Genomic DNA, 25,791 nt, shown 5'->3' with positions numbered 1-25,791 from the left:
TTTGATATGTTTGGTGATATAACGTTCTATTCTGCGATGGCTTCTACCTTGCCTTCCACAAACAGTTTCATCCATTCTGATGTAACTGACTTGGGGCGTTCCAGGGAGAGGCCGAGGGCGCGGTCCCAGCAGAGGGAAGCCAGTACGCCCAGCGCGCGTGAAACACCGAACAGCACGGTGTAGAACTCGTACTCTACAAAGCCGTAGTGCAGCAGCAGCGCGCCGGAGTGGGCATCTACGTTGGGCCAGGGGTTCTTTACCTTGCCAAGGTCCTGCAGGATGCCGGGCACGGTATCATACACCATCCATACAATGCGCACCAGCTCGTCTTCAGGCAGATGTTTTTTGGCAAACTCCATCTGCGCGGTGAAACGCGGGTCTGTTTTACGCAGTACGGCGTGGCCGTAGCCGGGTACCACTTTACCTTCAGAGAGGGTCTTTTTCACATATGCTTCGATCTGCTCTTTGGTGGGCATGCCGCCTCCGAGCTCTTCACGCATGTTCAATATCCATTTGATCACTTCCTGGTTGGCCAGGCCGTGCAGCGGGCCCGCCAGACCGTTCATGCCGGCGGCGAAAGACAGGTAGGCATCACTCAGCGCGGAACCTACCAGGTGGGTAGTGTGGGCGCTTACGTTACCGCCTTCATGGTCTGCATGTATCACCATGTAGAGGCGCATCAGCTCTTTAAAACCTTCGTCGCTGTAACCCAGCATGTGCGCAAAGTTGGCCGCCCAGTCCAGCATGCCGTCAGGCTGAATATGCTGGCCGTTCTTGTACTTGCGGCGGTAGATGTAAGCGGCTACGCGGGGCAGGCGAGCAATGAGGTTCAGCGTGTCCTCATACATATAGCTCCAGTAGTCTTTTTTATTCATCCCGTCCGCATATGCCTTGGCAAATACGGATTCGGTTTGCAGGGCGGTTACGGCCACGCTAAACATTGTCATGGGGTGAGTAGAGATAGGCAGGGCCTCAATGGCGTCAAACACGTGGTTGGGCACGTGGGAGCGGCGGCCCAGCACGCTGCTCAGGTTCTGCACATCCGCCTCTGTTGGCAGCTCACCGATCAGCATCAGGTAAAACAACCCTTCCGGCAGCGGTTCAACGCCACCCGGCGCCTTGGGAAGATGCTCCCGCAGTTCAGGGATGGAATAACCCCTGAAACGGATACCCTCATTTGCATCCAGCAGGGAGGTTTCTGTAACCAGCCCGGTAATGCCGCGCATGCCCTGGTATACCTGGGCAACGGTAACATCGTCTACTTTCTTTGTGCCATGATTTTTGAGCAGGTCCTTTACTTCCGCGCTCAGCTCATCTGCCTTAGCCTTGAATTTCTCTTTTATATAACTCATTTTCCCGCAATGATTTAGAAAAATTAACGAATTCGATCAATGAACAAAAGTAACGATTAATCGCAAAAAGACTAAGCGAAAACGCAGATTTAATGTATTATTTCCACATATTACTGTAAACCCTTATTTGGGTGCGCGGAAGTAGAGGTAAAACGCCAGGCCGGCAAATACAAAATTGGGTATCCAGGCCGCCAGCAGGGGGTCAAGATTGGCTTTGGTGGCAAATACGGTTGAGAATTGCATAAAGAGGATGTAGACCGCGCTGATCACGATACCCAGGGCCAGGTGCAGGCCGCTGCCGCCCCTCACCTTCTTGCTGGAAATAATGGCGCCGATCAGCACCAGTATTATCACCGCCACGGCCGCGGAGGTACGGCGGTATTTCTCCACGTAATACACGTTCAGCCCTTCCGCGCCCCGCAGCTCCTCTCTTTCCAGGAACGCCGTCAGGTCAGGGGTGGTCATGGTTTCCTGCTTGTTTTTTTCTTCTATCAGCTCCGCCGGGTGCAGGGGTATTTTCAGGGAAGTATCCTGGTGGGTGCTGAGCGTTTCCTTCAGCCCGTTCACCGTACGCTCGCTGGCAAACTCCAGTTTCCACTTGCGGCCTACGGAGTCCCAGCTCACCCTTTCGGCGCGCATGTTGTACACCACCTGCTGGCCTTTGATGCGCTTCATGGTAAAGTCTGAACCGTTTTTGTAGTTGGGGTCATAATACCCGAAGGTGATATAGGTGGTACTGTCTACCCGCAGGGTTTTATTTCTCAGCGCCAGCTGTTCCTTGGGGGCGCTTACATATTTATTTTCGAAAGAAGTGCGGATGCGGTTGGCATTGGGCACCACCCAGCGGTTGGCGGCCCAGAGAATACTGGCAAAGAGGAAGGCCCCTACCCAGTATGGCCGCAGAAAGCGCCGGAAGCTTACCCCTGAGCTGAGAATGGCGATGATTTCCGTTCTGTACGCCATCTTGGAGGTGAAAAAGATAACGGAGATGAAGATGAAGAGGGGAAAAAGCAGGGCGGCAATGTGAGGGATGAAGCCGATGTAATAGTTCATGAACACAAACCCCAGGGAAAGATTGTGGTTCATGAAATCGTCCACTTTTTCCGTGATGTCTATCACAACAGAGATCACCAGTAATATCATCAGGGAATAAATGAAGGTACCGATGAACTTGCGTAATATATACCAGTCTATTTTCTTCATATAATTTGGCGGCAGGGCTTTAAAGTTCCAAAGCTAGCAATACATATGCAAATTAAACAATGTTATTACAGGCGGGTTTGCAGCCTTGGCAGCACCTCTTTTTTCCACGCGCCGAAGGTACCCTGCAAAATCTGTACCCTTGCTGTTTTGACCAGCTCCAGGTAAAAACAGAGGTTATGAACGCTGGCCAGCGTCATGGCCAGGAATTCCCCGGCCACGAACAGGTGGCGGAGGTAAGCGCGGGAATATTGCTGGCTGGCGGCGCAGGGCGTTTCCGGATCTATCGGCGAAAAATCGGTTGCCCATTTTTTGTTCCGGATGTTCACCACGCCCTGCCAGGTAAAGAGCATGCCGTTGCGCCCGTTGCGGGTGGGCATCACGCAGTCGAACATATCTATGCCCAGCTCAATATTGTTCAGGATGTTCCAGGGGGTGCCCACGCCCATGAGGTATCGGGGCTTTTCTTTGGGCAGTATTTCCGTTACCAGGCCGCACATTTCATACATCTCCGCTTCCGGCTCCCCTACGCTGAGGCCGCCAATGGCGTTGCCGGCGCAATTGCGGGAGGCAATGGCCTCAGCGGAGGCCTTGCGCAGGTCTTTATAGGTGCTGCCCTGTACTATAGGGAACAACGTTTGTTCATGCCCGTATTCAGGGGCGGTTTCACCCAGCCGCTGTATGCAGCGGTCAAGCCAGCGGTGCGTCAGCTCCATGCTGCGTTTGGCGTAGCGGTACTCGCTGGGGTAAGGCGGGCACTCGTCAAAGGCCATGATAATATCCGCCCCGATGCCGCGCTGTATGTCCATCACGTTCTCAGGGGTAAACAGGTGGCGGCTGCCGTCTATATGGCTCTGGAACACTACGCCCTCCTCCTTGATCTTGCGGTTGGCGGCCAGGGAAAACACCTGGTAGCCCCCGCTGTCTGTCAGGATGGGGCGCTCCCAGCCGTTGAATTGATGCAGCCCCCCGGCCTGGCGCAGCACCTCCATGCCCGGCCGCAGGTACAGGTGATAGGTGTTGCCCAGTATGATCTGGGCGTTCACATCCTGCCGCAGCTGCTCCTGGGTAACGGCCTTCACGGAGCCCACGGTGCCCACCGGCATAAAAATGGGCGTTTCTATGCTGCCATGGTCTGTTGTAATCAGGCCGGCCCTGGCGCCCGAACCGTCTGTGGTAATTAGATCGAATTGCAAAACCGCTGTGTTTTTTCAGGACGCAAAGGTATTGAATATTGACCATCCGCCCGTTGGATCATTATTTTTTCCACATGCTTACATAGGTAAATAAAAACATATATTTTTGCCCCCTATGTCGGACAATCTGGGGATTATCGTCTTTTACTGTTTTGCCGCTGCGGCTGGCGTGCAGGCTTTGTATTACCTGATCTTTTTTTCAAGGGTGGCCTTTTACAAACGGCAGTTTGATGAAGACTTTCCCCCGCAGGAAGACCTTTCTGTAGTGATCTGCGCCAAGAATGAAGAAAGGAGCCTGCCCAAAAACCTGCCTACCGTGCTGCAGCAACGGTACCATGTACACCAGCAGCCTGCGTATGAGGTAATAGTGGTGAACGATAATTCGGAAGATGATTCCAAGTACTACCTGGCGTCTATAGAAAACGGCTACCCGCATTACCGCCATATTGAGATCAAACAATCCGCCCAGTTCATTCCCGGCAAAAAATACCCGCTCTCCATCGGCATCAAGGGCGCCAAGTATGATACGCTGGTGCTTACGGATGCAGACTGCAAGCCGGCCAGCACCTACTGGCTGTCTATGATGGCGCAGGGCTTTGAAGGCGGCAAGGAGGTTGTGCTGGGCTACGGGCCTTATTACAAAAAACCGGGCTTCCTCAATAAAGTAGTGCGGTACGAGACGTATTTCAGCGCCCTGCAATACCTTGGTTATGCCCTGGCCGGCATTCCTTACATGGGCGTAGGCCGTAACCTGGCCTATAAAAAAGAGCTTTTTTTCCGGCACAAGGGTTTTACCGCGCATCAGCACCTGGCCTCCGGAGATGACGACCTGTTCATCAACCGCGCGGCCAACGGGCGTAACACGGCCGTGGTCATCAACAAACACGCCTTTGCCTATTCGGAGCCTAAAACGAAATGGAAATACTGGTTCAAGCAGAAAACCAGGCACATGTCTACCGGCAAACACTACCGCTTCGGCCACAAGGTGCTGCTGGGCCTGTTTTCCCTCTCCCACTTCCTTTTCTACCCGGCCCTTGTTGCGGCCCTGTTCTATACGCCCATGCTGTACATCACCCTGTACATCCTGGGCGGTAAAATACTGGTGCAGTCCATCATCACCTGGCTGGCCCTCAGGAAGCTGGACGAGAAAGACCTTTTCTGGTACAGCTGGCTGATGGACATTCTCATGTTCCTTTATTATGTTATCTTCACGCCCGCATTATTCTTCAAAAAAGGAAGAAGCAAGTGGAAATAGCCATGGAGATCGTTTTAAAATATTTTGCTGATTTCACCCCCCGCCAGCTGGACCAGTTCCGTACCCTGGCGCCGCTATACCGGGAATGGAACGAGAAGATCAACGTGATATCCCGGAAAGATATTGACGCATTGTATGAAAAACACGTGCTGCACTCCCTGGCCATTGCCGCGGCTGCAGACCTCACCCCCGGCCTGCAGGTGCTTGACCTGGGCACGGGCGGCGGCTTTCCAGGCATTCCGCTGGCTATCTTTTTCCCCGAAGTACAGTTTCACCTGGTAGATTCCATCGGCAAAAAAATAAAGGTGGTGGAGGCCGTGGCCGAAGGGCTGAACCTCTCCAACGTCACCACCGCGCATTCCCGGGCGGAAGACATCAAAAACCGGAAGTTTGACCTGGTGGTATCCCGCGCGGTAGCGCCCCTGAAAGACCTCTGGGGCTGGAGCAAACCCCTCCTGAAGAAGAACCCGCCGGCGGAACGGCCCTCCGGGCTGATCTGCCTGAAGGGCGGCGACCTGGCACAGGAAATTTCCGAAAGCGGCTGCAGGCCCCGGCTGGTGAATATCCACCAGCTGTTCCCCGAAGAGTTTTTCCGTGAGAAATACGTGGTGGCGGTGAAATGAACGAAGGAACAACGAACCTTCCCCCGGAGATGAACGAACAAGCAACCAAAAGTTACTTGTTCGTTGTAGGTTCGTTGTAGGTTCGTTACTCCTTCGTTCGGATCGGCCAGAACCCGCTGTGGTGGCGGGCCAAAACCCTGAAACCTTCTATGATGGCCCGTTTGCAGAGGCAAATTTGGCCCCGGAAGGCGGCATTTTCACGCCCGGGCTCGTGGCAGCCCCACCGGGACCTTTTGTAACAAAATCCTGCTTATTTCGTTAAATTACTGGTTATCAATATACAAGCCCCAGGCGGGGCCAGGCGGCAAAAAAAAGATCACCTTTACAAAATATGCCCCGGCCTTGTTCGTCTACGTATGTAAGATGAACGAGTGGCTTTCCATAAAAAAACCCATGGCAGCTGAACAAAACGAGCGCATACAACGCACGGTAGAAAAAGAACGCAAACGGCTACTGAACTTTATCCGTACACGGGTAGATAATGTGGCCGATGCGGAAGACATTCTGCAGGACGTGTTCGTTCAGTTCACGCAATACCTCCGCCTTGGGTCGGATATTGACTCACTGACGGGCTGGCTGTTTGCCGTAGCGCGCAACCGCATTACAGACTGGTTCAGGAAAAAGAAGGAAGACCGGTTTTCAGACACCGCCCTGGCTTCTTCAGAAGGTGACGGGCCACTTTATTTATCAGATATACTGCCGGATACCGCCGCTCAAACGGATGAGCCCATGGTAAGGAAGATCTTGCTGGAGGCCATTATGGAAGCGGTAGAAGAGCTGCCGGAAGAACAGCGGTTCGTTTTTTTACAGCACGAAGTGGAAGGCCGCTCCTTCAAGGAACTGGCTGCCGCCACGGGCGTGCCGGTGAACACGCTGCTTTCCCGCAAGCGGTACGCCGTGCTGGCCCTGCGTGAAAGCCTGGCAGGTATATACAAAGATTTGTTGAACGACTAAAGAAAGTACGATCATGAAAAAAGTAGGTAAAATATTAGGGTTTATAGTACTGGGCGTGGCCTGTGTGGCGGCCTTCGGCTTTGCCGTCATGTACCTGTGGAACTGGCTGGTGCCCACGCTTTTTGCGGGCCCCGTTATCACCTTCTGGCAGGCGCTGGGCCTGCTGCTGCTCTGCAAGCTGCTGTTCGGGTTCCCGCATAAGGACAAGGATGGCGACTGGGGGGCCAAACGCCGGAAATGGAAAGAAAAAATGAAAGCGAAACTCGAACATATGAGCCCCGAAGAAAGGGAAAAAATGAAGGCACAGCTCAACCGGTGCATGGGCCCCCGCTGGGGAGGCTGGATGGCGCCGGAAAAAGACCAGCCGGAAAAAGATCAGCCGGAAGCTACCAAGGAATAACCACATTTAACCTGACTTAACCTGACTTTATGCAACCCTCCTTAAACACCAGTGCTATGATCGGTATCTTCAAAACCAATATAGGCACCTACCGCGAGCGGAATCTCATTATTGACGCAATTTGTAATAACTTTGATGTGGCATCCTGCCATGTTGATATTGAAGATTGCGACAAGGTACTCCGCATTGTAGACCTGAAAGTAGACGAGCGCTCCATTATCAGTTTTGTACAAAAACAGGGCTTCTATTGCGAAGTGCTGGAATGATGAATAATTGATTGTTAACGAGGATAACCATGACCATATGAACAAACAAGCCCTCATTACTTTATTGGACAACAGCTTTTCAGCGTTTTCCGCTTTTATAGACACTTTATCTGATCACCGGTTTGTGGTTTCTCCCGAAGGGAAATGGTCTGCCGGACAACAAATGGACCACCTGATACGCAGCGCCAAACCGGTTAATACCGCGCTGGGCCTGCCCAAGCTGGTATTGCGTTTCTTTGGCCGCCCTATTGCCCGGTCACGCAGCTATGAGCAGATACGTGATACCTACCGCAGCGTGCTGGCACAGGGCGGCGTAGCCACCCGGCCCTACATTCCGCCGGTAACGGAAGCGGAGGAACGGGCGCGGCTGGTGCAGCAGTTTGCACAGCAAAAGAACAACATGATCTCCCTGCTGGATAAATGGACGGAAGAAGAGCTGGACAGGTACCAGGTGCCTCACCCCCTGCTGGGCAAGCTCACGGTACGGGAAGTGTTGTACTTTACGGCTTATCACAACTATCATCACCTGGATGCCCTGCAGCAGCGGGAGCAGCTCAGCCAGCCCTGGGCCAGCCACCTGGAGTGGGCTATATTCTAGTTTTACATACTCTCAGCATACTGTTGTATAGCGGGCATAAGCAAGTGCCCGCTATTTTTTTGCCATAAAATTCGTACCTTCCTGTACTACTTAACCCCAAGGGCAGCCATGGCCAACCCCAAAAAACAATAACAGCCTGGCCGCTGCCCCCTAACATTTGTTTTATGAAACGTACACAACAATTGATCTGCGTTGTGCTGTTGCTGTATGCACCTGTCTGCACTTTTGCCCAGAGCGAATTTGCAAGGGGCTGGCTATTTCCGCTGGAACTTGGGCAGGGAGCCGTAACGGCCTTCAATTCCTCTCCAGACCTTTACCTGGCCACCCTGGCCTTTTCCCCGCAGGTAACGGTGGTGCCGGGGAGGCTGCGTGCCGGCCTCACGGCGGGCGGGGCCTTCACCGGCAAGCGCATCTACGGCATTGGCGGAGGCAGGGTGTCCCTGCTGGTGTGGGGCGGGCCCAAGGTGCTGGAAAGCTCCGTGTTTAACGTGCAGCTGGTGGGCGAGTACCTGCTGGGCACCAAAGACCAGCGGCTGGCCGGTGGCGGTGTTGCGGCCGAGATAGGTACCATGGCCACCGTAGCAATAAAAACGCATCGTGACTATGCGCTGAACAACTGGTGGTTCCAGGGCAGCCTGGGTATTCACCTGTTCCGGAAAAAAGTGGCGCCGCCGCCTTCCTTATAAATCCTAAAACGCTTCATCATGCCCACAACAGCCCTGGTCATCAGCGGCGGCGGCTCCAAAGGGGCCTTTGCCGTAGGCGTCCTGAAATACATGGCCGCCACGCCCAAAATAAAATTCGATACGCTTTGCGGCACCAGCACAGGTTCTCTCATTGTGCCGCTGGCCGCGCTGGGAGAAATCAACCTGCTGGAAAAATTATACACCACGCACAAAACCAGCGATATCATCACCACCGGCAACGTGGTGAACCGCTTTGCCGGAAAAGATACCTATTCGCTCTTTGACGCGCAGCCCCTCAGCATACTCATCAAAAACACCTACACAGACGCCATGTACGATGCATTGCTGAACAGCAAAAAAGCCATCTACCTCACCACCGTTTGCCTGCAAACGGGCCGCATCGTGTATTTCACCAACAGCGACCAGCCCATGACCTCGCCAGACTATGACGTGATACGGGTGCAGAACAGCAGCACCTTCCGCCGGGCCATGTTCGCATCTTCCTGCCAGCCGGTGTTCATGCCGCCCTACCAGGTGCTGGAATCGGAACCCCTGCAGTATGTAGACGGCGGCGTGCGGGAATACGCGCCGGTAGACCTTGCCATAGACACCGGCGCCACGGAAGTATATGCCATCCTGCTTTCTCCTGAAACGCCGGAAGCAGATAACCGGGTGTTCAAAAGCCCCTTTGAAATTCTGCAGCAAACCATGGACTGGTTTACGATGGACGTGGCCGTGAACGATCTCAAAATGCCGAAGTTCATTAACCGCAGCCTGCACTACCTCAAAGCCGTAAAAGCAAAAATGAAAGAAGCAGGGTTGAAGGTCAAAGACATTGAAGCTTTTTTTGACATCCCTTTCAACAACCCGTTCATGGGCAAAAGAGATCTGACGCTCCACATCATCAGGCCGGAGAAGCCGTTGAACGGCGGCCCCGGCGGGCTGGTGTTTGACCCTGTTGAAATGAAAAAAATGGTGGCCTACGGGGAAGAAACGGCGCGGAAATATTTTGAAGAGCATCCGGCCGGCTAAAAAAAGGGCTGCTCATACAATGATGAACAGCCCTCTTCTATTTTCGTTTTTTCCTGCCTACCTAGAAACGGCTTTGTTGTTATTGCGGTCAACATCCGCCAGCCGCATGCTGGGATCTATTTCTATGCTTTTTAACTGGCCGATGGGCACATCCAGGGTAAAGGTGTAGGTGGGGTGCGTCCACCGCCAGCCGTCATGCACAATGTACTTCTGGCCCGCGTTCTCATTGGGTTTGCTGCCAAACATCAGCGTGAGGGGAATGTTGTGCATTTCCTTGCGCCCGTCAGCCAACTCCACCTCCACGTCTACCGGCATGGGGAACTGGCCCACGCGGCGCAGGCGCACCACGGTTTTCCCGCTGGCCTCATAAATGCTGTCAAGCGCGTAATCTATGTGTTTGGTGGAATTCATCATGTACTGCAGGTACCAGTCCAGCTGCAGGCCGCTTTCTTTTTCCATGACGCGTATGAAGTCTTTTGCGTTGGGATGTTTAAAGCGCCAGTCGCGGTAATAACGCAGCAGCCCTGCATCACGGTTGGCGGCGCCTATGACGTACCCCAGTTGCTCCAGGAACACGGCGCCTTTGGAATAGGCGTTGATGCTGTATCCGTAATTGGTGTTGAAATGATCTGAATGCGTGCTCATAGGCTCTTCAAAACCGCTCCTGATAAGGGCAAAGTAGGAACGGTAGTTGCCGGCCTGGTGCCATCTGCCTTTCAGGGAATCTACCGTATTGCCAATGGTATTGTCTTCCGCAAAGGTGGTGAAACCTTCATCCATCCAGGGGTACAGGCTTTCGTTGGTGCCCAGCATGCCCTGGTACCAGCTATGCATCCATTCGTGAATGGCCACGCCGTACAGGCCGTCCATTTTGCCGTTGCCCATAATGAGCGTGGCCATGGGGTATTCCATACCGCCGTCTCCGCCCTGTATGAAAGAGTATTGTTTATACGGGTAAGGGCCGTAATGTTTTTTGATATACTCGTAAGCGGCGGGTATCATTTCCGCCAGCCGGGGCCATGTATTTTTGGTGGTATCATTTTCCCGGTAAAAGAAATGCGCGGTGAAATCATCTACCTGTTTGGTGATGTGTTTATACTCCGGGTCTGCGGCCCATACAAAATCATGCACATTGGGCGCTAGAAAATGCCAGGTAAGGGTTTTGCCGGCAGGGCGGGTCACTTTTGCACCTTTTGTTTCGTAGCCGTGCCCTATCTGGTTGGGGTTTTGCAGGTAACCGGTGCCGGCCACCACGTATTGTTTATCCAGGGTGATCTTCACGTCAAAATCTCCCCAAACGCCGTAAAACTCACGGGCAATGTAGGGCGTGGGGTGCCAGCCTTCGTAATCGTACTCGCACATTTTGGGGTACCATTGCGCCATGGAAAAGTCAATGCCTTCCTTGTTGTGCCTGCCGCTGCGGCGTATCTGCACGGGCACCTGCGCTTCAAATTCCATGTCGAACACGGCTTTGCTTTTGGGGAGAATGGGCTGGTCAAGCTCCACTACCAGTATGGTCTCTTCCGTGCGGTAGGCCTGCTGACGGCCGTCCCGCTTCAGGGAAAGTATTTTCTGGTAGCCGATCTCGTTGGGCTGCAGTTTGGAGATGCGGTCTGTAACGCGGGCATCCCAATCGTGCCGGTTATGCCCCTGGGCATCTTTCCCTACTATGATCTTCCCCAGTTCCCGGCTGCGCACGTCCATCATGCTGCCGGGCTGAAATGCGTTCCAGTAGAGGTGGTAGAACACGCGGAAGAGGGTGTCTGGCGAGTTGTTGGTGTATTGCAACTGTTGTTTGCCGGTGAGGCGGTTGGTCTGCACGTTCAGCTGAACGTCCATCTTGTATTGCACATGTTGTTGCCAGCGGTCTGTTTGTGCCCAGGCTGCGGTAGTTCCCAGTGCCAGTATCATCACCGGAAAAAAAAGTTTCCTCATACTCGGATTGTTGGTATAAGGCGCGAAAATAGTGAAATTAACCGTGGCGGCGGGGGTATTTGGGATGTACGGTCAGGAGAAGGCCTGCCGGCGCATTTCAACACGGATGCTTGCTACACCGGGCCGGCAGGCGGGTTTTTCCTCTGCATACAGAGCGCTGCCTGTTATGCAATGGTGATGCCCTGGGTGATAACCGGGGCAGAAAGGTCCCAGTTGCCTTTGTCGGCCTGGGCTAAAAAAGTTTTGGTACGGTATACGGTAGGATGCAGCACCTTTTTGGGATGGGTGGCCAGCCATTGCTGCCGGGCCTTTGTGTAGGCCAGTATCCAGCTTTTTTCATCCCCGCCGTGCAGCGGCGTGCGTTCCGGGAAACGGACGCGTAAAAAGCCGGGGATGGTGCCGGAGTGGATGAAGCTGTCGTAAATCACCAGCAGGCTTAGCGGCAGCTGGAATTTTTCAGCGTTGAAGAAATAGAAAGCAGGGTCGAAATACAGGCGTTCAAAGGTTTCATCCTGCGCTTCACGCATGATGGGGTCTTGACGGGCGCTGTCTTTCAGCAGTTTGATGAACTGTTTGTCGTTCACCAGCGATTGCCGGCCCACTTTGCTCATATACGGCTCAAATGCAGCCGCAAAGCTGCCGCCCATGCCGATGTAGCGCTCCAGCAGGTTGCGCAGGTTGCCCTGCTCTGTGGTCTGGCTGCGGCCGTAGGTGATCTGGCGGCTGCCGCCGCGGCCGTCCGGGTAAATCACAAGGGCATCGTACTCGCCTTCTGCGCTGCCGGTTTCAAACACGTTCACGATGCTGATGATCTTTTTTTTGATTTCATTGGTAATCATAAGTAACTATTTGGGATTTATGTTGTCCATTGCACGGAGACCGGGTGTTGCATCCAGGGTAATTGCAGCGGCTGACCCGCTGTTTCCTTCACGGCCAGGCAGGGTGCTACTGTTTCTGCGGCCACCGTCAGCATCCATTCCACGCCGTTGAACTGCAGCTTGCCGTTACGCTGCAGCACGGTACTGCGGAAACTTTGGCGGTTCAGGTGGCAGGCAGCGGCCAGTTCATCTACCAGCGCCAGCGCCGCCTGTTTTTCCTGCTCCGTTAATTGGACGTCTTTTTCAACCGGCTCATGTAACGGTATGCCGCAAAGCAGCTTGTGCAGCGCCATGTTGTATTCCGGCACTGCCTCTTCCTCCCCTGCCATAAACGCCAGCAGGTGTACGGCGCTGCTATACCGCTCCGGCAGAATGCCCGTACCGCCCGGCAGCAGCCATTGCACTTCCTTCAATAAACGCGCCAGCTGCGCATGCAGCAGTACCAGCCCTGCCTGTTTTGCCAGCAGCGGTTCATCCAGCCCCAGGTCAGGCGCGGTTACGGCATCAACTGTACTTGTATGGATCGCAGGCGCCACCAGCCCGTGCAGCACGTCAGGGAAAGTTATCTCGTCCAGCAGGCTGCTGCCGGCAATACTGATGGCTGTTTGCATCCATTTGTTCCACTTTTCCCTGATCTTGTCCTTCAGGTTGGTTCTTTCTGTGGCCATCAGGGTGGTGAACAAGGCGTCCCAATAGAGGCAGCGAAGGCGGTAAGGAACAACCGGCCATGAAGCGAAACGCTGCAGCAGGCTGCTTTCCCCGGCAGCGGCCGCTTCTCCTGCCGCTGCCCCGAATACGGCGCACAGCGCAGTTTGCCGCAGGGTCGGGGAGCATTGCAGCACCCAGCGCGGAATACAAAGCCGGTTACCGGCCCAGGCCTGAAACCACCTGGTGCGGTATAGCGCCGGCTGCTGCTGTACTGCGGCAATGATATTTTCTTCCAGCGAAGCCGGCGTTTCCTGCTGCATCCACCAGGGAATAAGGCCGTGCTGCATGAAAAAGAACCAGGCGTACTGGTAGATCTCGTTCACGGAGCAAAGCCCCCATTGCGGTTCCTGCTCAGGTCCAGGATACAGGCTGTTATGCTGCTCCTGTTGTGACAATGCACTATTCCCAACTTCCATAAAAATTTGTTTTTGATAGCCTTACGGGACGTTCCATAGCATACTGAATACCTGTACAAGTTTACATGCCTCATGCTGAATGATGCCTGGTTAATTGGGGTTGCATCTATGCAGATGCCCTATGCTTTTTCCGGTATCCTGGGGTTTGAAGTATGTTAACTTTTATTGTCTATTCCGGGGCTGTTGTCTACGTAATATTAACCATTATTCACCACATGGCAAAAAAGTGTCAGGCGGTCTTGCCCTCCACAATGATCACAATTTCTCCCTTTACTCCTTTTTCCGCAAAATGGTCACGCACTTCCTGCAGGGAACCGCGCCTGTTTTCTTCAAACATTTTGGTCAGCTCGCGGGAAACGCAGCATGGGCGGGAGGCGCCGAAATATTCCATAAAGTCTTCCAGGGTTTTGACGAGGCGGTGAGGGGATTCATAAAACACCATGGTGCGGTCTTCTTCGGCCAGCCGGGTTAACAGGGTGTGGCGGCCTTTTTTGGGGGGCAGAAAACCTTCAAATGCGAAGCGGTTCATGGGAATGCCGCTGTTCACCAGCGCCGGTACAAAAGCCGTGGCGCCGGGCAAACATTCTACCGGTATGCCGGCGCGGATACACTCCCGTACCAGCAGAAAACCCGGGTCTGATACGCCGGGAGTGCCGGCATCTGTAAGCAGGGCCATCTGTTTGCCTGCCTGCAGTTGCTGTACCAGGTGCTGTAACACCTTGTGCTCATTATGCTGATGATAAGGTGTTACAGGCCTGGTAATTCCATAGTGCCGGAGCAGGATGCCCGAAGTACGGGTATCTTCCGCCAGCACCAGCTCCACCGTTTCCAACGTTTTTACGGCCCTGTAGGTCATGTCCGCCAGGTTGCCGATGGGCGAAGGAATGATGAAGAGTTTGGACAATGTTATTGAATGTTTACTTCGTAAAATTCCATTACCTGGTTGGCCAGCAGCTTCTGGCAGGCGTTTTCAGCAATATGCTGGGCTTCTTCCCGGGAGGAGGCTTCTATCTGCAGGGTAATGTGTTTGCCTACCCGTACGTCGTGTACATTTCCAAGGCCCAGGTTCTTTAACCCGCCCAATACGGCTTTCCCCTGGGGGTCCAGCAGTTCCTTCAGCGGCATCACGTTGATATGCGCAGTAAATGTCATTTTTCCTGAAAATTTGCCGCAAAACTAGGGAATAATGTTTAAGGAACTAACAAATAGTTTCCTGGAACTAACAAATAGTTTGCCTCCGTACCCGGTTTGTGCGAGCTTGCCAGCCAGCACACCGCCGGGGTATGGTGAGCTGTTGGAGGGAACAGGCGTAGGCCCTCCGGCTGCCATTTTGAAGGAACAATACGTTGCGGGAGCCTCGTCATGATCATTTCCGGCGAGCAGGCCTGTGCATTTCCGTTCAGGCAGCGGCCACTTTCGGCGGCACCAGCAGGGACAGCCCCACGTATACAATGAATATGAACGGCACCGCCGCAAAACCCAGTACCGGTATAACCGCTATTGACAGCGCTATCAGCAGGAAACGGGGCCAGTTATCTTTCAGGCCCAGGTTCTTGAACTTCAGGCTGATCATGGGGTGAGAGCTGACCATGAGGTAGCAGAGCGCAAAAATGATGGCATACAGCACCCAGATGTTTTCCAGCCAGTGGGCCAGGTTAAAGGAATTGTTGAGCATGATGAGCGGGAAAGAGGCCACCAGAAAGCCTACGGCGGGCGTAGGCACGCCAATGAAGTTTTCGGACTGGCGCGTGTCGAGATTAAAAACGGCCAGGCGGTACGCGGCAAAACAGGGCACCAGCAACGCGGGCGCCAGGTTGATATAAGATACGTCAAACACGTCGGGCATGCGGAGGTAAGCACTGCGCAGCAGGCGGAACAGGATCATGCCGGGTACCACGCCAAAGGTCACCACGTCTGCCAGCGAATCCAGCTCCCGGCCCAGCGGGGAAGCCACTTTCAGCAACCGCGCTACAAAGCCGTCAAAGTAATCGATGATACCGGCCAGCACCACCAGGCCGGAGGCCCAGTAAATAGGCTCGGGATTGGTGACCGTGTATTCGCGGCCGTTAAATTCAGCAATGTACTCCGGCGCGTGCAGGATAAAAATTATGGCCAGCGCGCCGCAGAAGAGGTTGGAAAGGGTAAGGATATTGGGAACTTGTTTCATCAGTGTTTTATTCGTCTTTCAATGGCCCTGCCATGCCGGGTGTGAGCAGGAAGCCGGGCCGGCAAAAAGGAAGATGTTTTTTATCAGGCATCCTGACGGAAGCCTGTATTTACGCAAATATCAACATTCCGGTTTATCCTTCAGCCAGCCCGGCCACAGCAATTTTACGCTTTCATCAGCGTTTCGATCTCTTCCGCCGTGATCGGGATATTTTTCATCAGGTCTACATTCCCGCCTTTTTTCAGCCAGATGTTATTTTCGATCCTGATACCCATTTTCTCTTCTTCAATGTAGATGCCCGGCTCCACGGTAAGCACCGCGCCTTCGGGCAGGGGCTGGTGGAAGGAGGGCGCCAGGTCATGCACGTCTACTCCCAGGTGGTGGGAAATACCGTGGTACAGGTATTTGCGGTAGGCAGGTGCCTCGGGGTCCTGGTTTTTGATGTCACCTTCCGTGAGCAGGCCCAGTTTCACGAACTCCTTACCGGCTTCCACGCCCACCATTTCATGATACTTGCCGATGGTGATGCCCGGTTCCAGGATGGATTTGGCGTAGTTATGCAAATGCAGGCAGGCATTGTACACCTGGCGCTGGCGGTCTGTAAACTTCCCGTTTACCGGTACGGTGCGGGTCAGGTCTGCATTGTAGCCGCCATAAGCCGCGCCGAAGTCCATCAATATCAGCTCCCCGTCTTTACACTCCTGGTTGTTGGACACATAGTGCAGCGTACGCGCCCTGTCACCGGAAGCAATAATAGACCCGTAAGCCTCGCCGGTAGCACGGTTGCGCAGGAACTCGTGCATGATCTCCGCATGTATCTCGTGCTCGAACACGCCCGGTTTGATGAATGCCAGCAGGCGGCGGAAGGTTTTTTCGGTGATATCTATAGCTTGCTGTATCACTTTCACTTCTTCCGCTGTTTTCACCACCCGCAGCTCTTTCAGGATGCGGGCTGCGCGGAAGTAATTGTGGAGCGGATAGCGGCTGCGCAGCTCAGCGGCGTAGCGGTAATCCCGCACGGGTACGAGATTGGCTTTACGGTTGTTTTCGTTGGTATTGAGATAGATGTTCTCCGCGTCATGTATCCAGGGCTGCAGCAGGGCGTCCAGGCTGTCCAGCCACACAATGGTGCCGATGCCTGAAATGGCCTGCGCTTCTTCGCGGCGGAGGCGGTGCCCGTCCCATTTCTCTTTCAGCTCATTAGGGCGTACCAGCACCAGTACTTCGCGGTACTTCGGGTCCGGATTATCAGGGAACAGTACCAGCATGGTGTCTTCCTGGTCTATACCGGTAAGCCAGTACAGGTCGGAATTTTGTTTGAAGGCATGCAGGGCGTCTCCGTTGGTGGGCAATTCATCGTTAGAATTAAAGATGGCAATCGAGTTCTCCTTCATCTTGGCCCGGAAGCGCTCCCGGTTTTTGACAAAGAGCTGCGGGTCCAGTGGTAAATATTTCATCAGTTGCGTGTTTACGAAGTATGAAGCCTCAAACTTACCGGAAAATCACCAACCGGCAAAAACGCCGCGGCGTTAACAGCCGTGAAAATAACAGGGATAATTAACAAATAAATATTCGCGCTGTCCTTTGATTTTCCGATAAATTGAAATCGAATGAATTAGATAATATCTAAAAAGAAGCCATAAAATAAGGAATTATTCAGGAAATTAGATGGCACAACATGCATAAAATTTGATAATATCAAAAAATGCATAGATTTGCCCATACACCAAAACAATCTTTCTTTATGCAAATCAGCAGTGTAAGGGATACACTCCAGGAACTGCGGAGCATGGGCATAGAGAACGTCGCTGATGTACATTACCAATTGCCTCCTGAGGAGCTGACAGCGCAAACCGTGGCTTTGGGCCAGGGCAGCCTGACAGATACCGGGGCATTGATGGTAAATACCGGCGAGTTCACCGGCCGCGCCCCGAAAGACAAGTTCATTGTAAAAGACCAGCTCACCGCCAACTCCGTGAACTGGAACGATTTCAACCAACCATTCTCACAGGAGAACTTTGACAAGCTGTACCGCCGCATTACCCGTTATTTTACCGGCAAGCCCGTTTGGGTGAGAGATTGCCAGGCCTGCGCCGACCCGGCGTACCGGCTCAACATCCGTGTAATAACGGAAACGCCCTGGTCCAGCCTGTTTGCATACAACATGTTCCTCCGCCCCGGCGAAGAAGAGCTGGAGCATATGGAACCCGAATGGACGGTGATACAGGCGCCCGGCTGTCATGCAGACCCCGCCACAGACGGCACCCGGCAGCACAATTTTGCCGTGGTGAGCTTTACCCGTAAAATGATCCTCATTGGCGGCTCCGCCTATACCGGGGAGATCAAGAAAGGCATTTTCACCATTCTCAACTACCTGCTGCCGCACACGCAGAACGTGCTCAGCATGCACTGCTCCGCCAACCAGGGCAAAAATGGCGATACGGCCGTTTTCTTTGGCCTCAGCGGCACCGGTAAAACCACGCTCAGCGCAGACCCGGAGCGCAAGCTCATTGGAGACGACGAGCATGGCTGGACGGACCACAACGTTTTCAACTTTGAAGGCGGCTGCTACGCCAAAACCATTGACCTGAGCGCGGAAAAAGAACCGCAGATCTTTAATGCCATCCGTGACGGCGCACTGCTGGAAAACACCGTTTATTTTCCCGGCACCCGCAAGGTGAACTATGCAGATAAAAGCATTACCGAAAATACCCGCGTGAGCTACCCGCTGCATTACATAGACAATGCGCAGGAGCCCTCCACCGGCAATATTCCCAAAAACATTTTCTTCCTTACCTGCGACGCTTACGGCGTGCTGCCCCCTATTTCCCGCCTGAGCCCCGGCCAGGCCATGTACCAGTTCATGTCTGGCTACACGGCCAAGGTGGCCGGTACGGAAGCCGGGGTAACAGAGCCCAAGTCTACCTTCAGCGCCTGTTTCGGCGCCCCCTTCCTGCCCCTGCACCCCGCGCGCTACGCGCAGATGCTGGGAGAAAGGATGCGGGAGCATGAAGTGAACATCTGGCTGGTGAACACCGGCTGGACGGGCGGCGCCTACGGCACCGGCCAGCGCATCAAGCTGAGCTATACCCGCGCCATGATCAGCGCGGCGCTGAAAGGAGAGCTGGAAAAAGCGGCTTACAAGAACCACGAAGTGTTTGGCGTAGCCATTCCGGAAGCCTGCCCCGGCGTGCCGGACGAGCTGCTGGACCCGCGCAACACCTGGGCAGATACCGCCGCCTATGACGCCCAGGCCAAAGACCTGGCAGAACAGTTCATAAAGAACTTTGAGAAATATGCGGCCCAGGCCGGTGAGGAAATACTGGCCGCCGCTCCTAGCGTGTGATCTGACAAAGCCTTTATAGATTCCAGGTTGTGCCAAGGCCAGCCGTTTGCAGTTTTCCTTTTTTAGATTCCCACGTTCATTTATCAATTTGGTTTACGGGGCTGCCTCTGGCCAGGCAGCCCCTTTCCATTCGCCGTTTTTTTCCTTACCTTTGCGCATGCAAATTTTAGACGGCAAACTCGTATCCCAGGCTGTAAAAGATCAACTGGCCACGCAGGTGGCTTCGCTGAAGGCCCAGGGCAAAAAAATACCTCACCTCGCCGCCATACTGGTAGGCAACAACGGCGCCAGCGAAACCTATGTGGCCAGTAAGGTCAAATCCTGCGCAGAGATCGGCTACAACTCCACCTTGCTCCGTTTTGAGGACACCATCCCTGAAAAACACCTGCTGGACCATATTGCCATGCTGAACGAAAATCCGGATATTGACGGTATTCTCGTACAGCTGCCGTTGCCCAAACACATCAACGAAGAGCTGGTGATCAATACCATAGACCCCAGCAAGGATGTAGACGGCTTCCACCCCATGAACGTGGGTAAAATGGTGAGCGGCCTGCCGGCTTTTATTCCCGCCACTCCTTACGGCATTATGCTGATGCTGGAGCATTATAACATAGACACCAAAGGCAAGCACGCTGTAGTGATTGGCCGCAGCCACATTGTAGGCACGCCGGTCAGCATCCTGCTCAGCCGCAATACCAATCCCGGTAACTGCACGGTAACCCTGTGCCACTCCCATACAAAAAATCTCGCAGAGATCTGCCGCCAGGCGGATATTGTGGTTGCCGCCATTGGCCGCCCCAATTTTGTAACGGCAGATATGGTGAAAGAAGGCGCCGTAGTGATAGACGTGGGCATCAACCGTATGGAAGACGCGTCCAAAAAGAGCGGTTTCCGCCTGGTGGGCGATGTGGATTATGCAGCCGTAGCACCGCGCTGCAGCTACATTACCCCTGTTCCCGGCGGCGTAGGCCCCATGACCATTGCCGCCTTGCTGAAAAACACCTACCTCGCCGCCACCGGGCAGCGCGGGCATCAGAACTGATAAATGAGCTACCTTTGTACCATGCAGGGCACCGCTTTACATACCGCTACCTTACCCGTGATGGAATCTTTCTACACCCTGCAGGGGGAAGGCTTCCATCAGGGGAAGGCTGCGTATTTCATCCGCCTGGGCGGCTGTGATGTAGGCTGTGTATGGTGTGACGTGAAAGAAAGCTGGGATGCCGGCAAACACCCTCAAATGGCCATCCCCGACATGGTGCTGGAAGCAGCCGCCAACCCCGGCCGCATTGCCGTGATCACAGGCGGGGAACCGCTGATGCATGACCTGACAGCGCTTACGAACGCCCTGCACAAAGCAGGGTTCAGGAACCACATTGAGACCTCCGGCTCTTCTCCCCTGAGCGGCAGCTGGGACTGGATCACGCTCTCTCCCAAAAAATTCAAGGCGCCCCTGCCGGAAATCTGCGCCAAAGCGCATGAGCTGAAAATAGTGATCTACAACAAATCTGATTTTGCCTGGGCAGAGAAATATGCAGCGCTGGTGGGCCGGCAATGCAAGCTGTACCTGCAGCCGGAGTGGAGCCGCGCCGCGGAAATGACGCCCTACATCATCGATTACGTGAAAGAACACCCCCAATGGCAGATCTCCCTGCAGATCCACAAATACATCAACGTTCCCTGATCTTCTTCACGCTTCCATATCATAAACCCCTTTTTTTCCGTTATTTAGTGATTAACTATGAAACACATCCTGTTATCACTCTGCTGCCTGATCAGCCTGGGGCTGATGGCGCAAAAAACGGACAAGGCCGACAGAAAGGCCGGCGAACTGTTTGAACAGGCCATCCAGGCCATGCGCACTTATCAGTATGACAACGCCATCCACTTCCTGAACGAAGCCCTGAAAGTAAAGCCCAATTATCCCGATGCCTACGGCCAGATGGGCCTTACCTATGTGGCTAAAAAACAGTACAAGGAAGCCATCGCCGCCTTTAAAAAACTGCTGGAAATTGATGCTGACGGCCTGCGTTTCATCCGCATGTCTTACGCCAAGGCCCTGGCCGGCAACGGGCAATTTGCAGATGCCCTGAAGATGGTGGAAGAGCAGATCGCTATTTCTAAAAAACCTTCTGCTGAACAGGCCCAGTTTAAAAAGAACATGGAGTACGCCCTCTCCACCCAACCCGTGCCTTTTGAGCCTAAGAACCTGGGGCCCAATATCAACACGGCAGACGCGGAATATTTCCCCTCCCTGACCATAGACGGCAAAACGCTGGTGTATACACGCCGCGTGGGCGGCCGGAATGAAGACTTTTTTGTATCGGAAAAAGACAGCCTGCAATGGCAGCTCTCCAAAGACATGGGAGAGCCTGTCAATTCCGCCTTTAATGAAGGCGCACAGAACATTTCGCAAGACGGGGAAATGCTGGTGTTCACCGGCTGTGATTTCCCGGGAGGGCGCGGCAGCTGCGATATTTATTACTCTGTTAAAACCGCTGACGGCTGGCAGGCCCCGCGCAATATCGGCCCTGCCATCAATAGCGAACTGTGGGAATCGCAACCCTGCCTTTCGCCAGACAAACAAACGCTCTATTTCACCCGCGAAACACAGGATGCCGGCGCCGATATTTTTGTGAGCCGCCGCAGTGCTGACGGGCGCTGGAGCCTGGCAGAACGCCTGGGGCCCAATATCAACACCCCCGGCCGCGAAATGACGCCCTTCCTGCATGCAGACGGGCAAACGCTGTTCTTTGCGTCTACCGGGCATCAGGGTTTCGGCGGACTGGACATCTTCTATTCCCGCCTGCAGCCGGACGGCTCCTGGGGGCCCGCTGTAAACCTGGGTTACCCCATCAACACCATTGACGAAGACGGCAGCCTCACCGTAGCCGCAGACGGCGTTACGGCCTACTTCGCCTCCGACCGCTCTGACGGGCGCGGCTCTCTTGACATCTACAGCTTTGAGCTGTATGAAGCCGCCCGGCCGCAGCCCACGCTCTACGTAAGAGGGTATGTATACGATGTAAAAACCAACCAGCGCCTGGTAGCCGCCCTGGAGCTTACAGACCTGGCTACCAAACTAACAGTAGCGAACATACGCAGTAACGAGAACGGGGATTACCTTGTGCCATTGCCTACCGGTAAAGACTATGCGCTCTCCGTAAGCCGGAAAGGCTATCTCTTTTATTCCGAGAACTTTTCGCTGAAAGAGGTGAAAGAAGGCCAGCCATTTGAAAAGAACGTGCCGCTGCAACCGCTGGAAGCCAACGCCGTGGTGGTATTGCGCAACATCTTCTTTGCCAGCAACGAATTCACCCTGCAACCCGCTTCTACCACAGAGCTTGACAAACTGGTGGCCCTGCTGAAAAGCAACCCCACCATGGAAGTGGAGCTGAGCGGGCATACAGACAATGTGGGCAGCGATACGGACAACCAGGTGCTCTCCGAAAACCGGGCCAAGGCAGTGGTGGAATACCTGGTGAAACAGGGCATAGCGGCAAAAAGGCTGAAGGCCAAAGGTTATGGTGAAAGCAAACCGGTAGATACCAATGATACCGATGCCGGCCGTGCGCAGAACAGGAGAACGGAGTTGAAGGTGATCAGTTTGTAAGATCGTTTGATAAAAAAGAAACCGCCGTGGTGTTTGCGGCGGTTTCTTTTTTTATTAATTCAGTCTTGGCTAATTTGTTTCTTCAGATTTTCCAGTTCCTTCTCCTGCCGTGCCAGCCGTTGCTGCTGCGCGTCTATTACCTTTTCCTGCGTGGTCATTTTTTTATTCATATCGATCATATAGAGCGTAAGCTCTTCTATCTTCTGCAGCAATTTTGCCTGGTTCTCCCCTACATCCAGCCCATTTTGCTGAACATCCGCAGCTGAGGGCATTTCAGGGAGGTGCTTGTATTTGGAGATGAAAGATTCCAGCTCTTCGAGCGATTTTAGTTGATAAGATGGTTCGAATACATAATCAGGCCATTCGGTTTGGGTCACCTTTATTTTTTGGGCTTTCACCGGGCCGTTAACGGCGAGTTTGTAGCCGCCGCTTGTGGGAGTGCCGATGGAGAGGTTGCCGTATTCATCGAAGGTCATTTTGTTGTAGTGTGGACCACCAGGCACTTTGGTGGCAAAAACAAGGCGTGCGCTTGCAAGGTAAGGATAGTCCGGCAGGCCAACCTTTTCCGCCCAAATTCCAGCTATCTGCCGGTGTGCGTCCGCCTGGCCGGTGGTGTTGGTGAAGAAAATAGCACCTACTCTTTCCCCTGCGCTCATGGCAGTTACAGGACGGCCGAATTCCAGAACAGGCTGTTCCTCAGATATAATGCTTACTACCCTGTCTTGCTGAGCATATGTGCGGGGATAGTTTACCAGGTTCTGGTTAGCAAAGCTCCCCGGCACCAGCGTACCAATACCAACACTACCATTGCGGTCAACAATCATGTGAGCCGTCTCTGAATTCCAGCCATAACCACCCAGCAATACCGGCAAGGCAACAGCGGTATTCTGATAATAACCCTTAATCCAAATAGATACTTCATCATTCATATCATTACCTGTCGGCTGGGCAGAATGAAACTGTTTCCGTTGAAGGCCGAAGCTGCTCACTGCCTGATTATTCAAAAAACTGGTGGTTGTGGATAGAGACAACCCCAAGGGATGGGACGGTGGCTGCACCTGAACGTCTGGCGATTGAAAGCTAACACCCGCCGGAAGGGACTGCGCAACAACCAAATTCGAAATAATTACCAGGCCAAAAAACAGGATGATCTTTTTCATAGTGTATAGCGTTTCCCTGAATATACAAAATCAATAACTCTTCACCTGCATCTTCATCACACTATCTACCTGCGCCGGTGTGAGCCCGCGTGGATACAACGCCGTCACCCAATCACCATACATCACGTTCGGCAGCACAATAAAACGTTCCCCAAACTCCGCCTGCAGCTGCGTTACCGCGGCATCCCGTTCGGCTGGAGACTTATGATAAAATACTTCCGAAAAATCGCCAAGGTTATCGCCCACCAGCATGGCAATCTCGAACTTCTTCGCTATTTCGTTGCGGCGGGGTTCCTTGTTGGAATTGCCATTGGAGAGGATCAGGTGTTCATTGTCCGCAAACGGGAAACCCCAGCGTTGCAAATTCTTCAGGGTAGCGGCCCTTTCTGTCTCCAGCCGGTTGGTCACGTAATAAATGGTAAAGCCTTTTTCCGCGGCATATTTGAAGAACGAAGGCGCTCCCGGCACCGTGTCGCACGCGGCGAGGGCGGTCCACGCTTCCCATGCCTGCTGTGAATAAGGGTGGCCGGCCAGGGCAGTTTTGGCGGAGAAGGGGCTGTTGTCCAGCACCGTTTCGTCAATGTCTGTTACAATGGCCCTCGGCCGCAGGGTTTGCTGGTGGCTCATCACTTCCACCCGCTGCGCCGCTGCCTGGTATGCCTGCAGGCAAAGCGCCTTCTGCTGCGCGTTGTTGCCAGAGCGCTCCCCAGGCGGGGCCGGTGTTGGCGAAAGAGGTGCTGCTGGTGGTGTGTTGAGGGGTTTTGCAGGCTGCAAAAAAGAGCAGCAGCCATGCCAGGTAACGTGTTTGCATAACAATGTGTATGAGCTGCAAACTTCGCCAAAAAACCGTAAATTGATCATACTTAAATTGTTAACCCATGCGCAACGAATTACACTATCGTATTGCATTAACCCTCATTCCGCAGGTAGGGGACGTGGTAGCCAAAGAGCTGCTTTCCCGGTTTGGCACTGCTCAGGATGTTTTCACGGCACAAAGGAAATTACTGGAGAGCATTCCCGGCGTGGGCGTACAACGCGCCGCGGCCATCCGTTCATTTAACGACTTTCACCTGGCCGATGCGGAGATCGCCTTTATGGAAAGGGCCGGCGTGCAGCCCCTGTTCTATACAGATCCGCAGTACCCACGGCGCCTGCAGCATTGTTATGACAGCCCGGTGATGCTCTACGCCAAAGGCCATATGGACCTGCAGGCGGAAAAGATATTGGGCGTGGTGGGCACCCGCACCCCTACTGCCTATGGCCACGCTATCTGCGAGCAGTTCATAGCTGCCTTTGCCGCGCACCACATCACTATTGTAAGCGGCATGGCGTACGGGATAGATATTACGGCCCACAAAGCCGCCCTGGCCCACGGGCTGCCTACAGTTGGCGTATTGGCCCATGGGCTTGACAAGCTCTACCCCTCCGCTCACCACCACACGGCGCAGCAGATGCTGGGAAACGGCGGGTTGTTGACCGACTTCTGCAGCGGCACCAGGCTGGGCAAACAGAATTTTCCCCGCCGCAACCGGATAGTGGCAGGGTTGTGCGACGCCACACTGGTGATTGAAAGCGGCATCAAGGGCGGGTCTCTCATCACCGCAGACATAGCCTGCGGCTATAACCGTGACGTATTGGCCGTGCCCGGCCGTATCGGCGACTCCCGTTCCGAAGGCTGCCTTGACCTGGTACGCCGCAACAAAGCCGCGCTGGTAGCCGGGCCGGAAGATGTGCTGGACATGCTGAACTGGCGCCCGGCGGCGCCCAAAACCACACCTGTGGTGCAAAGCAGGTTGTTCCATCACCTGGCGCCCGGCCTGCAGCAGGTGGTAGCGGTGCTGAACAGCGGCAACCATATGCATATAGATGAAATCCAGTACCGCAGCGGCATTCCGCAGCAGCAGATACCCGGCGTGCTGCTGCAGCTGGAAATGGAAGGACTGGTGCGCGCCATGCCGGGCAATACATATCAATTAATCTGCACATGAAAAATGAGCTGCGCT

The 25,791-nt window shown here is 53.9% G+C and carries 25 protein-coding genes; 13 read left to right on the top strand and 12 right to left on the bottom strand.

Features of this window, described 5'->3' with window-relative positions:
* Positions 1-26 precede the first annotated feature (26 nt).
* The 3 genes from ABDW36_RS18390 to tgt form a co-directional block, all read right to left on the bottom strand.
* Positions 27-1,352, bottom strand: a complete 1,326-nt coding sequence (locus ABDW36_RS18390) for a citrate (Si)-synthase, eukaryotic (protein ID WP_343703393.1) — start codon at positions 1,350-1,352, stop codon at positions 27-29.
* A gap of 123 nt (positions 1,353-1,475) precedes the next feature.
* Positions 1,476-2,555 (bottom strand): LptF/LptG family permease, encoded by a 1,080-nt coding sequence (locus tag ABDW36_RS18385; RefSeq protein WP_343703392.1) that lies wholly within the window; start codon positions 2,553-2,555, stop codon positions 1,476-1,478.
* A 65-nt stretch (positions 2,556-2,620) separates the two neighbouring features.
* Positions 2,621-3,748: a tRNA guanosine(34) transglycosylase Tgt gene (gene tgt, locus ABDW36_RS18380; protein WP_343703391.1), complete on the bottom strand. Its 1,128-nt coding sequence runs from the start codon at positions 3,746-3,748 to the stop codon at positions 2,621-2,623.
* 115 nt (positions 3,749-3,863) lie between these two features.
* On the opposite strand from tgt, the gene ABDW36_RS18375 reads away from it, so the two are divergent.
* From ABDW36_RS18375 to ABDW36_RS18340, 8 genes are all read left to right on the top strand, one after another.
* Positions 3,864-5,003, top strand: coding sequence for a glycosyltransferase (locus ABDW36_RS18375; RefSeq protein ID WP_343703390.1), 1,140 nt, complete (start codon positions 3,864-3,866; stop codon positions 5,001-5,003).
* A 2-nt stretch (positions 5,004-5,005) separates the two neighbouring features.
* Positions 5,006-5,626, top strand: coding sequence for a 16S rRNA (guanine(527)-N(7))-methyltransferase RsmG (rsmG, locus tag ABDW36_RS18370; RefSeq protein WP_343703389.1), 621 nt, complete (start codon positions 5,006-5,008; stop codon positions 5,624-5,626).
* Positions 5,627-6,019: 393 nt separating this feature from the next.
* Positions 6,020-6,580 carry an RNA polymerase sigma factor gene (locus tag ABDW36_RS18365; RefSeq protein ID WP_343703388.1) on the top strand — a complete coding sequence of 187 codons (561 nt, stop codon included), beginning with the start codon at positions 6,020-6,022 and terminating at the stop codon, positions 6,578-6,580.
* Positions 6,581-6,593: 13 nt separating this feature from the next.
* On the top strand, positions 6,594-6,980 hold the full coding sequence (locus ABDW36_RS18360) for a hypothetical protein (protein WP_343703387.1): 387 nt from the start codon (positions 6,594-6,596) through the stop codon (positions 6,978-6,980).
* A 56-nt stretch (positions 6,981-7,036) separates the two neighbouring features.
* Positions 7,037-7,246, top strand: a complete 210-nt coding sequence (locus tag ABDW36_RS18355; protein WP_343703386.1) for a hypothetical protein — start codon at positions 7,037-7,039, stop codon at positions 7,244-7,246.
* Between the two features lie 37 nt (positions 7,247-7,283).
* Positions 7,284-7,844, top strand: coding sequence for a DinB family protein (locus tag ABDW36_RS18350; RefSeq protein ID WP_343703385.1), 561 nt, complete (start codon positions 7,284-7,286; stop codon positions 7,842-7,844).
* 164 nt (positions 7,845-8,008) lie between these two features.
* Positions 8,009-8,530: a hypothetical protein gene (locus ABDW36_RS18345; protein ID WP_343703384.1), complete on the top strand. Its 522-nt coding sequence runs from the start codon at positions 8,009-8,011 to the stop codon at positions 8,528-8,530.
* 18 nt (positions 8,531-8,548) lie between these two features.
* Positions 8,549-9,562, top strand: coding sequence for a patatin-like phospholipase family protein (locus ABDW36_RS18340; RefSeq protein ID WP_343703383.1), 1,014 nt, complete (start codon positions 8,549-8,551; stop codon positions 9,560-9,562).
* Positions 9,563-9,619: 57 nt separating this feature from the next.
* Here ABDW36_RS18340 and ABDW36_RS18335 read toward each other — a convergent pair whose 3' ends face one another.
* The 7 genes from ABDW36_RS18335 to ABDW36_RS18305 all read right to left on the bottom strand — a co-directional run bounded on the left by ABDW36_RS18335 (position 9,620) and on the right by ABDW36_RS18305 (position 17,123).
* Complete coding sequence (locus ABDW36_RS18335) at positions 9,620-11,497, bottom strand: M1 family metallopeptidase (protein ID WP_343703382.1); 1,878 nt, start codon at positions 11,495-11,497, stop codon at positions 9,620-9,622.
* Positions 11,498-11,661: 164 nt separating this feature from the next.
* Complete coding sequence (locus ABDW36_RS18330) at positions 11,662-12,336, bottom strand: chitosanase (RefSeq protein WP_343703381.1); 675 nt, start codon at positions 12,334-12,336, stop codon at positions 11,662-11,664.
* 17 nt (positions 12,337-12,353) lie between these two features.
* Positions 12,354-13,499, bottom strand: a complete 1,146-nt coding sequence (locus ABDW36_RS18325) for a contractile injection system tape measure protein (protein ID WP_343703380.1) — start codon at positions 13,497-13,499, stop codon at positions 12,354-12,356.
* A 229-nt stretch (positions 13,500-13,728) separates the two neighbouring features.
* Positions 13,729-14,403, bottom strand: a complete 675-nt coding sequence (gene rsmI, locus ABDW36_RS18320) for a 16S rRNA (cytidine(1402)-2'-O)-methyltransferase (protein WP_343703379.1) — start codon at positions 14,401-14,403, stop codon at positions 13,729-13,731.
* A gap of 2 nt (positions 14,404-14,405) precedes the next feature.
* A complete protein-coding gene (purS, locus tag ABDW36_RS18315; RefSeq protein WP_343703378.1) occupies positions 14,406-14,651 on the bottom strand; it encodes a phosphoribosylformylglycinamidine synthase subunit PurS in 246 nt (81 codons plus the stop codon).
* 247 nt (positions 14,652-14,898) lie between these two features.
* Positions 14,899-15,666 carry a CDP-alcohol phosphatidyltransferase family protein gene (locus ABDW36_RS18310; protein WP_343703377.1) on the bottom strand — a complete coding sequence of 256 codons (768 nt, stop codon included), beginning with the start codon at positions 15,664-15,666 and terminating at the stop codon, positions 14,899-14,901.
* Positions 15,667-15,830: 164 nt separating this feature from the next.
* Complete coding sequence (locus tag ABDW36_RS18305) at positions 15,831-17,123, bottom strand: aminopeptidase P family protein (protein ID WP_343703376.1); 1,293 nt, start codon at positions 17,121-17,123, stop codon at positions 15,831-15,833.
* A 287-nt stretch (positions 17,124-17,410) separates the two neighbouring features.
* Between ABDW36_RS18305 and pckA the strand changes: the two genes are divergently transcribed.
* The 4 genes from pckA to ABDW36_RS18285 all read left to right on the top strand — a co-directional run bounded on the left by pckA (position 17,411) and on the right by ABDW36_RS18285 (position 22,628).
* A complete protein-coding gene (gene pckA / locus ABDW36_RS18300) occupies positions 17,411-19,012 on the top strand; it encodes a phosphoenolpyruvate carboxykinase (ATP) (RefSeq protein WP_343703375.1) in 1,602 nt (533 codons plus the stop codon).
* A 157-nt stretch (positions 19,013-19,169) separates the two neighbouring features.
* Positions 19,170-20,057 (top strand): bifunctional methylenetetrahydrofolate dehydrogenase/methenyltetrahydrofolate cyclohydrolase FolD, encoded by an 888-nt coding sequence (gene folD, locus ABDW36_RS18295; RefSeq protein WP_343703374.1) that lies wholly within the window; start codon positions 19,170-19,172, stop codon positions 20,055-20,057.
* Positions 20,058-20,060: 3 nt separating this feature from the next.
* A complete protein-coding gene (locus ABDW36_RS18290; RefSeq protein WP_343703373.1) occupies positions 20,061-20,699 on the top strand; it encodes a 7-carboxy-7-deazaguanine synthase QueE in 639 nt (212 codons plus the stop codon).
* Positions 20,700-20,756: 57 nt separating this feature from the next.
* Positions 20,757-22,628: an OmpA family protein gene (locus tag ABDW36_RS18285; RefSeq protein WP_343703372.1), complete on the top strand. Its 1,872-nt coding sequence runs from the start codon at positions 20,757-20,759 to the stop codon at positions 22,626-22,628.
* A 59-nt stretch (positions 22,629-22,687) separates the two neighbouring features.
* Here ABDW36_RS18285 and ABDW36_RS18280 read toward each other — a convergent pair whose 3' ends face one another.
* Positions 22,688-23,788, bottom strand: coding sequence for a hypothetical protein (locus ABDW36_RS18280; protein ID WP_343703371.1), 1,101 nt, complete (start codon positions 23,786-23,788; stop codon positions 22,688-22,690).
* A gap of 30 nt (positions 23,789-23,818) precedes the next feature.
* Positions 23,819-24,649 (bottom strand): 5'-nucleotidase, lipoprotein e(P4) family, encoded by an 831-nt coding sequence (locus tag ABDW36_RS18275; RefSeq protein WP_343703370.1) that lies wholly within the window; start codon positions 24,647-24,649, stop codon positions 23,819-23,821.
* A 17-nt stretch (positions 24,650-24,666) separates the two neighbouring features.
* Between ABDW36_RS18275 and dprA the strand changes: the two genes are divergently transcribed.
* A complete protein-coding gene (dprA, locus tag ABDW36_RS18270) occupies positions 24,667-25,776 on the top strand; it encodes a DNA-processing protein DprA (RefSeq protein WP_343703369.1) in 1,110 nt (369 codons plus the stop codon).
* Positions 25,777-25,791 lie beyond the last annotated feature (15 nt).

This window comes from Chitinophaga sp. (assembly GCF_039596455.1).
Taxonomy (GTDB): Bacteria; Bacteroidota; Bacteroidia; order Chitinophagales; family Chitinophagaceae; genus Chitinophaga.
The sequence above is the reverse complement of the archived record's forward strand: the minus strand, read 5'-3'. Positions and strand labels throughout refer to the sequence as shown.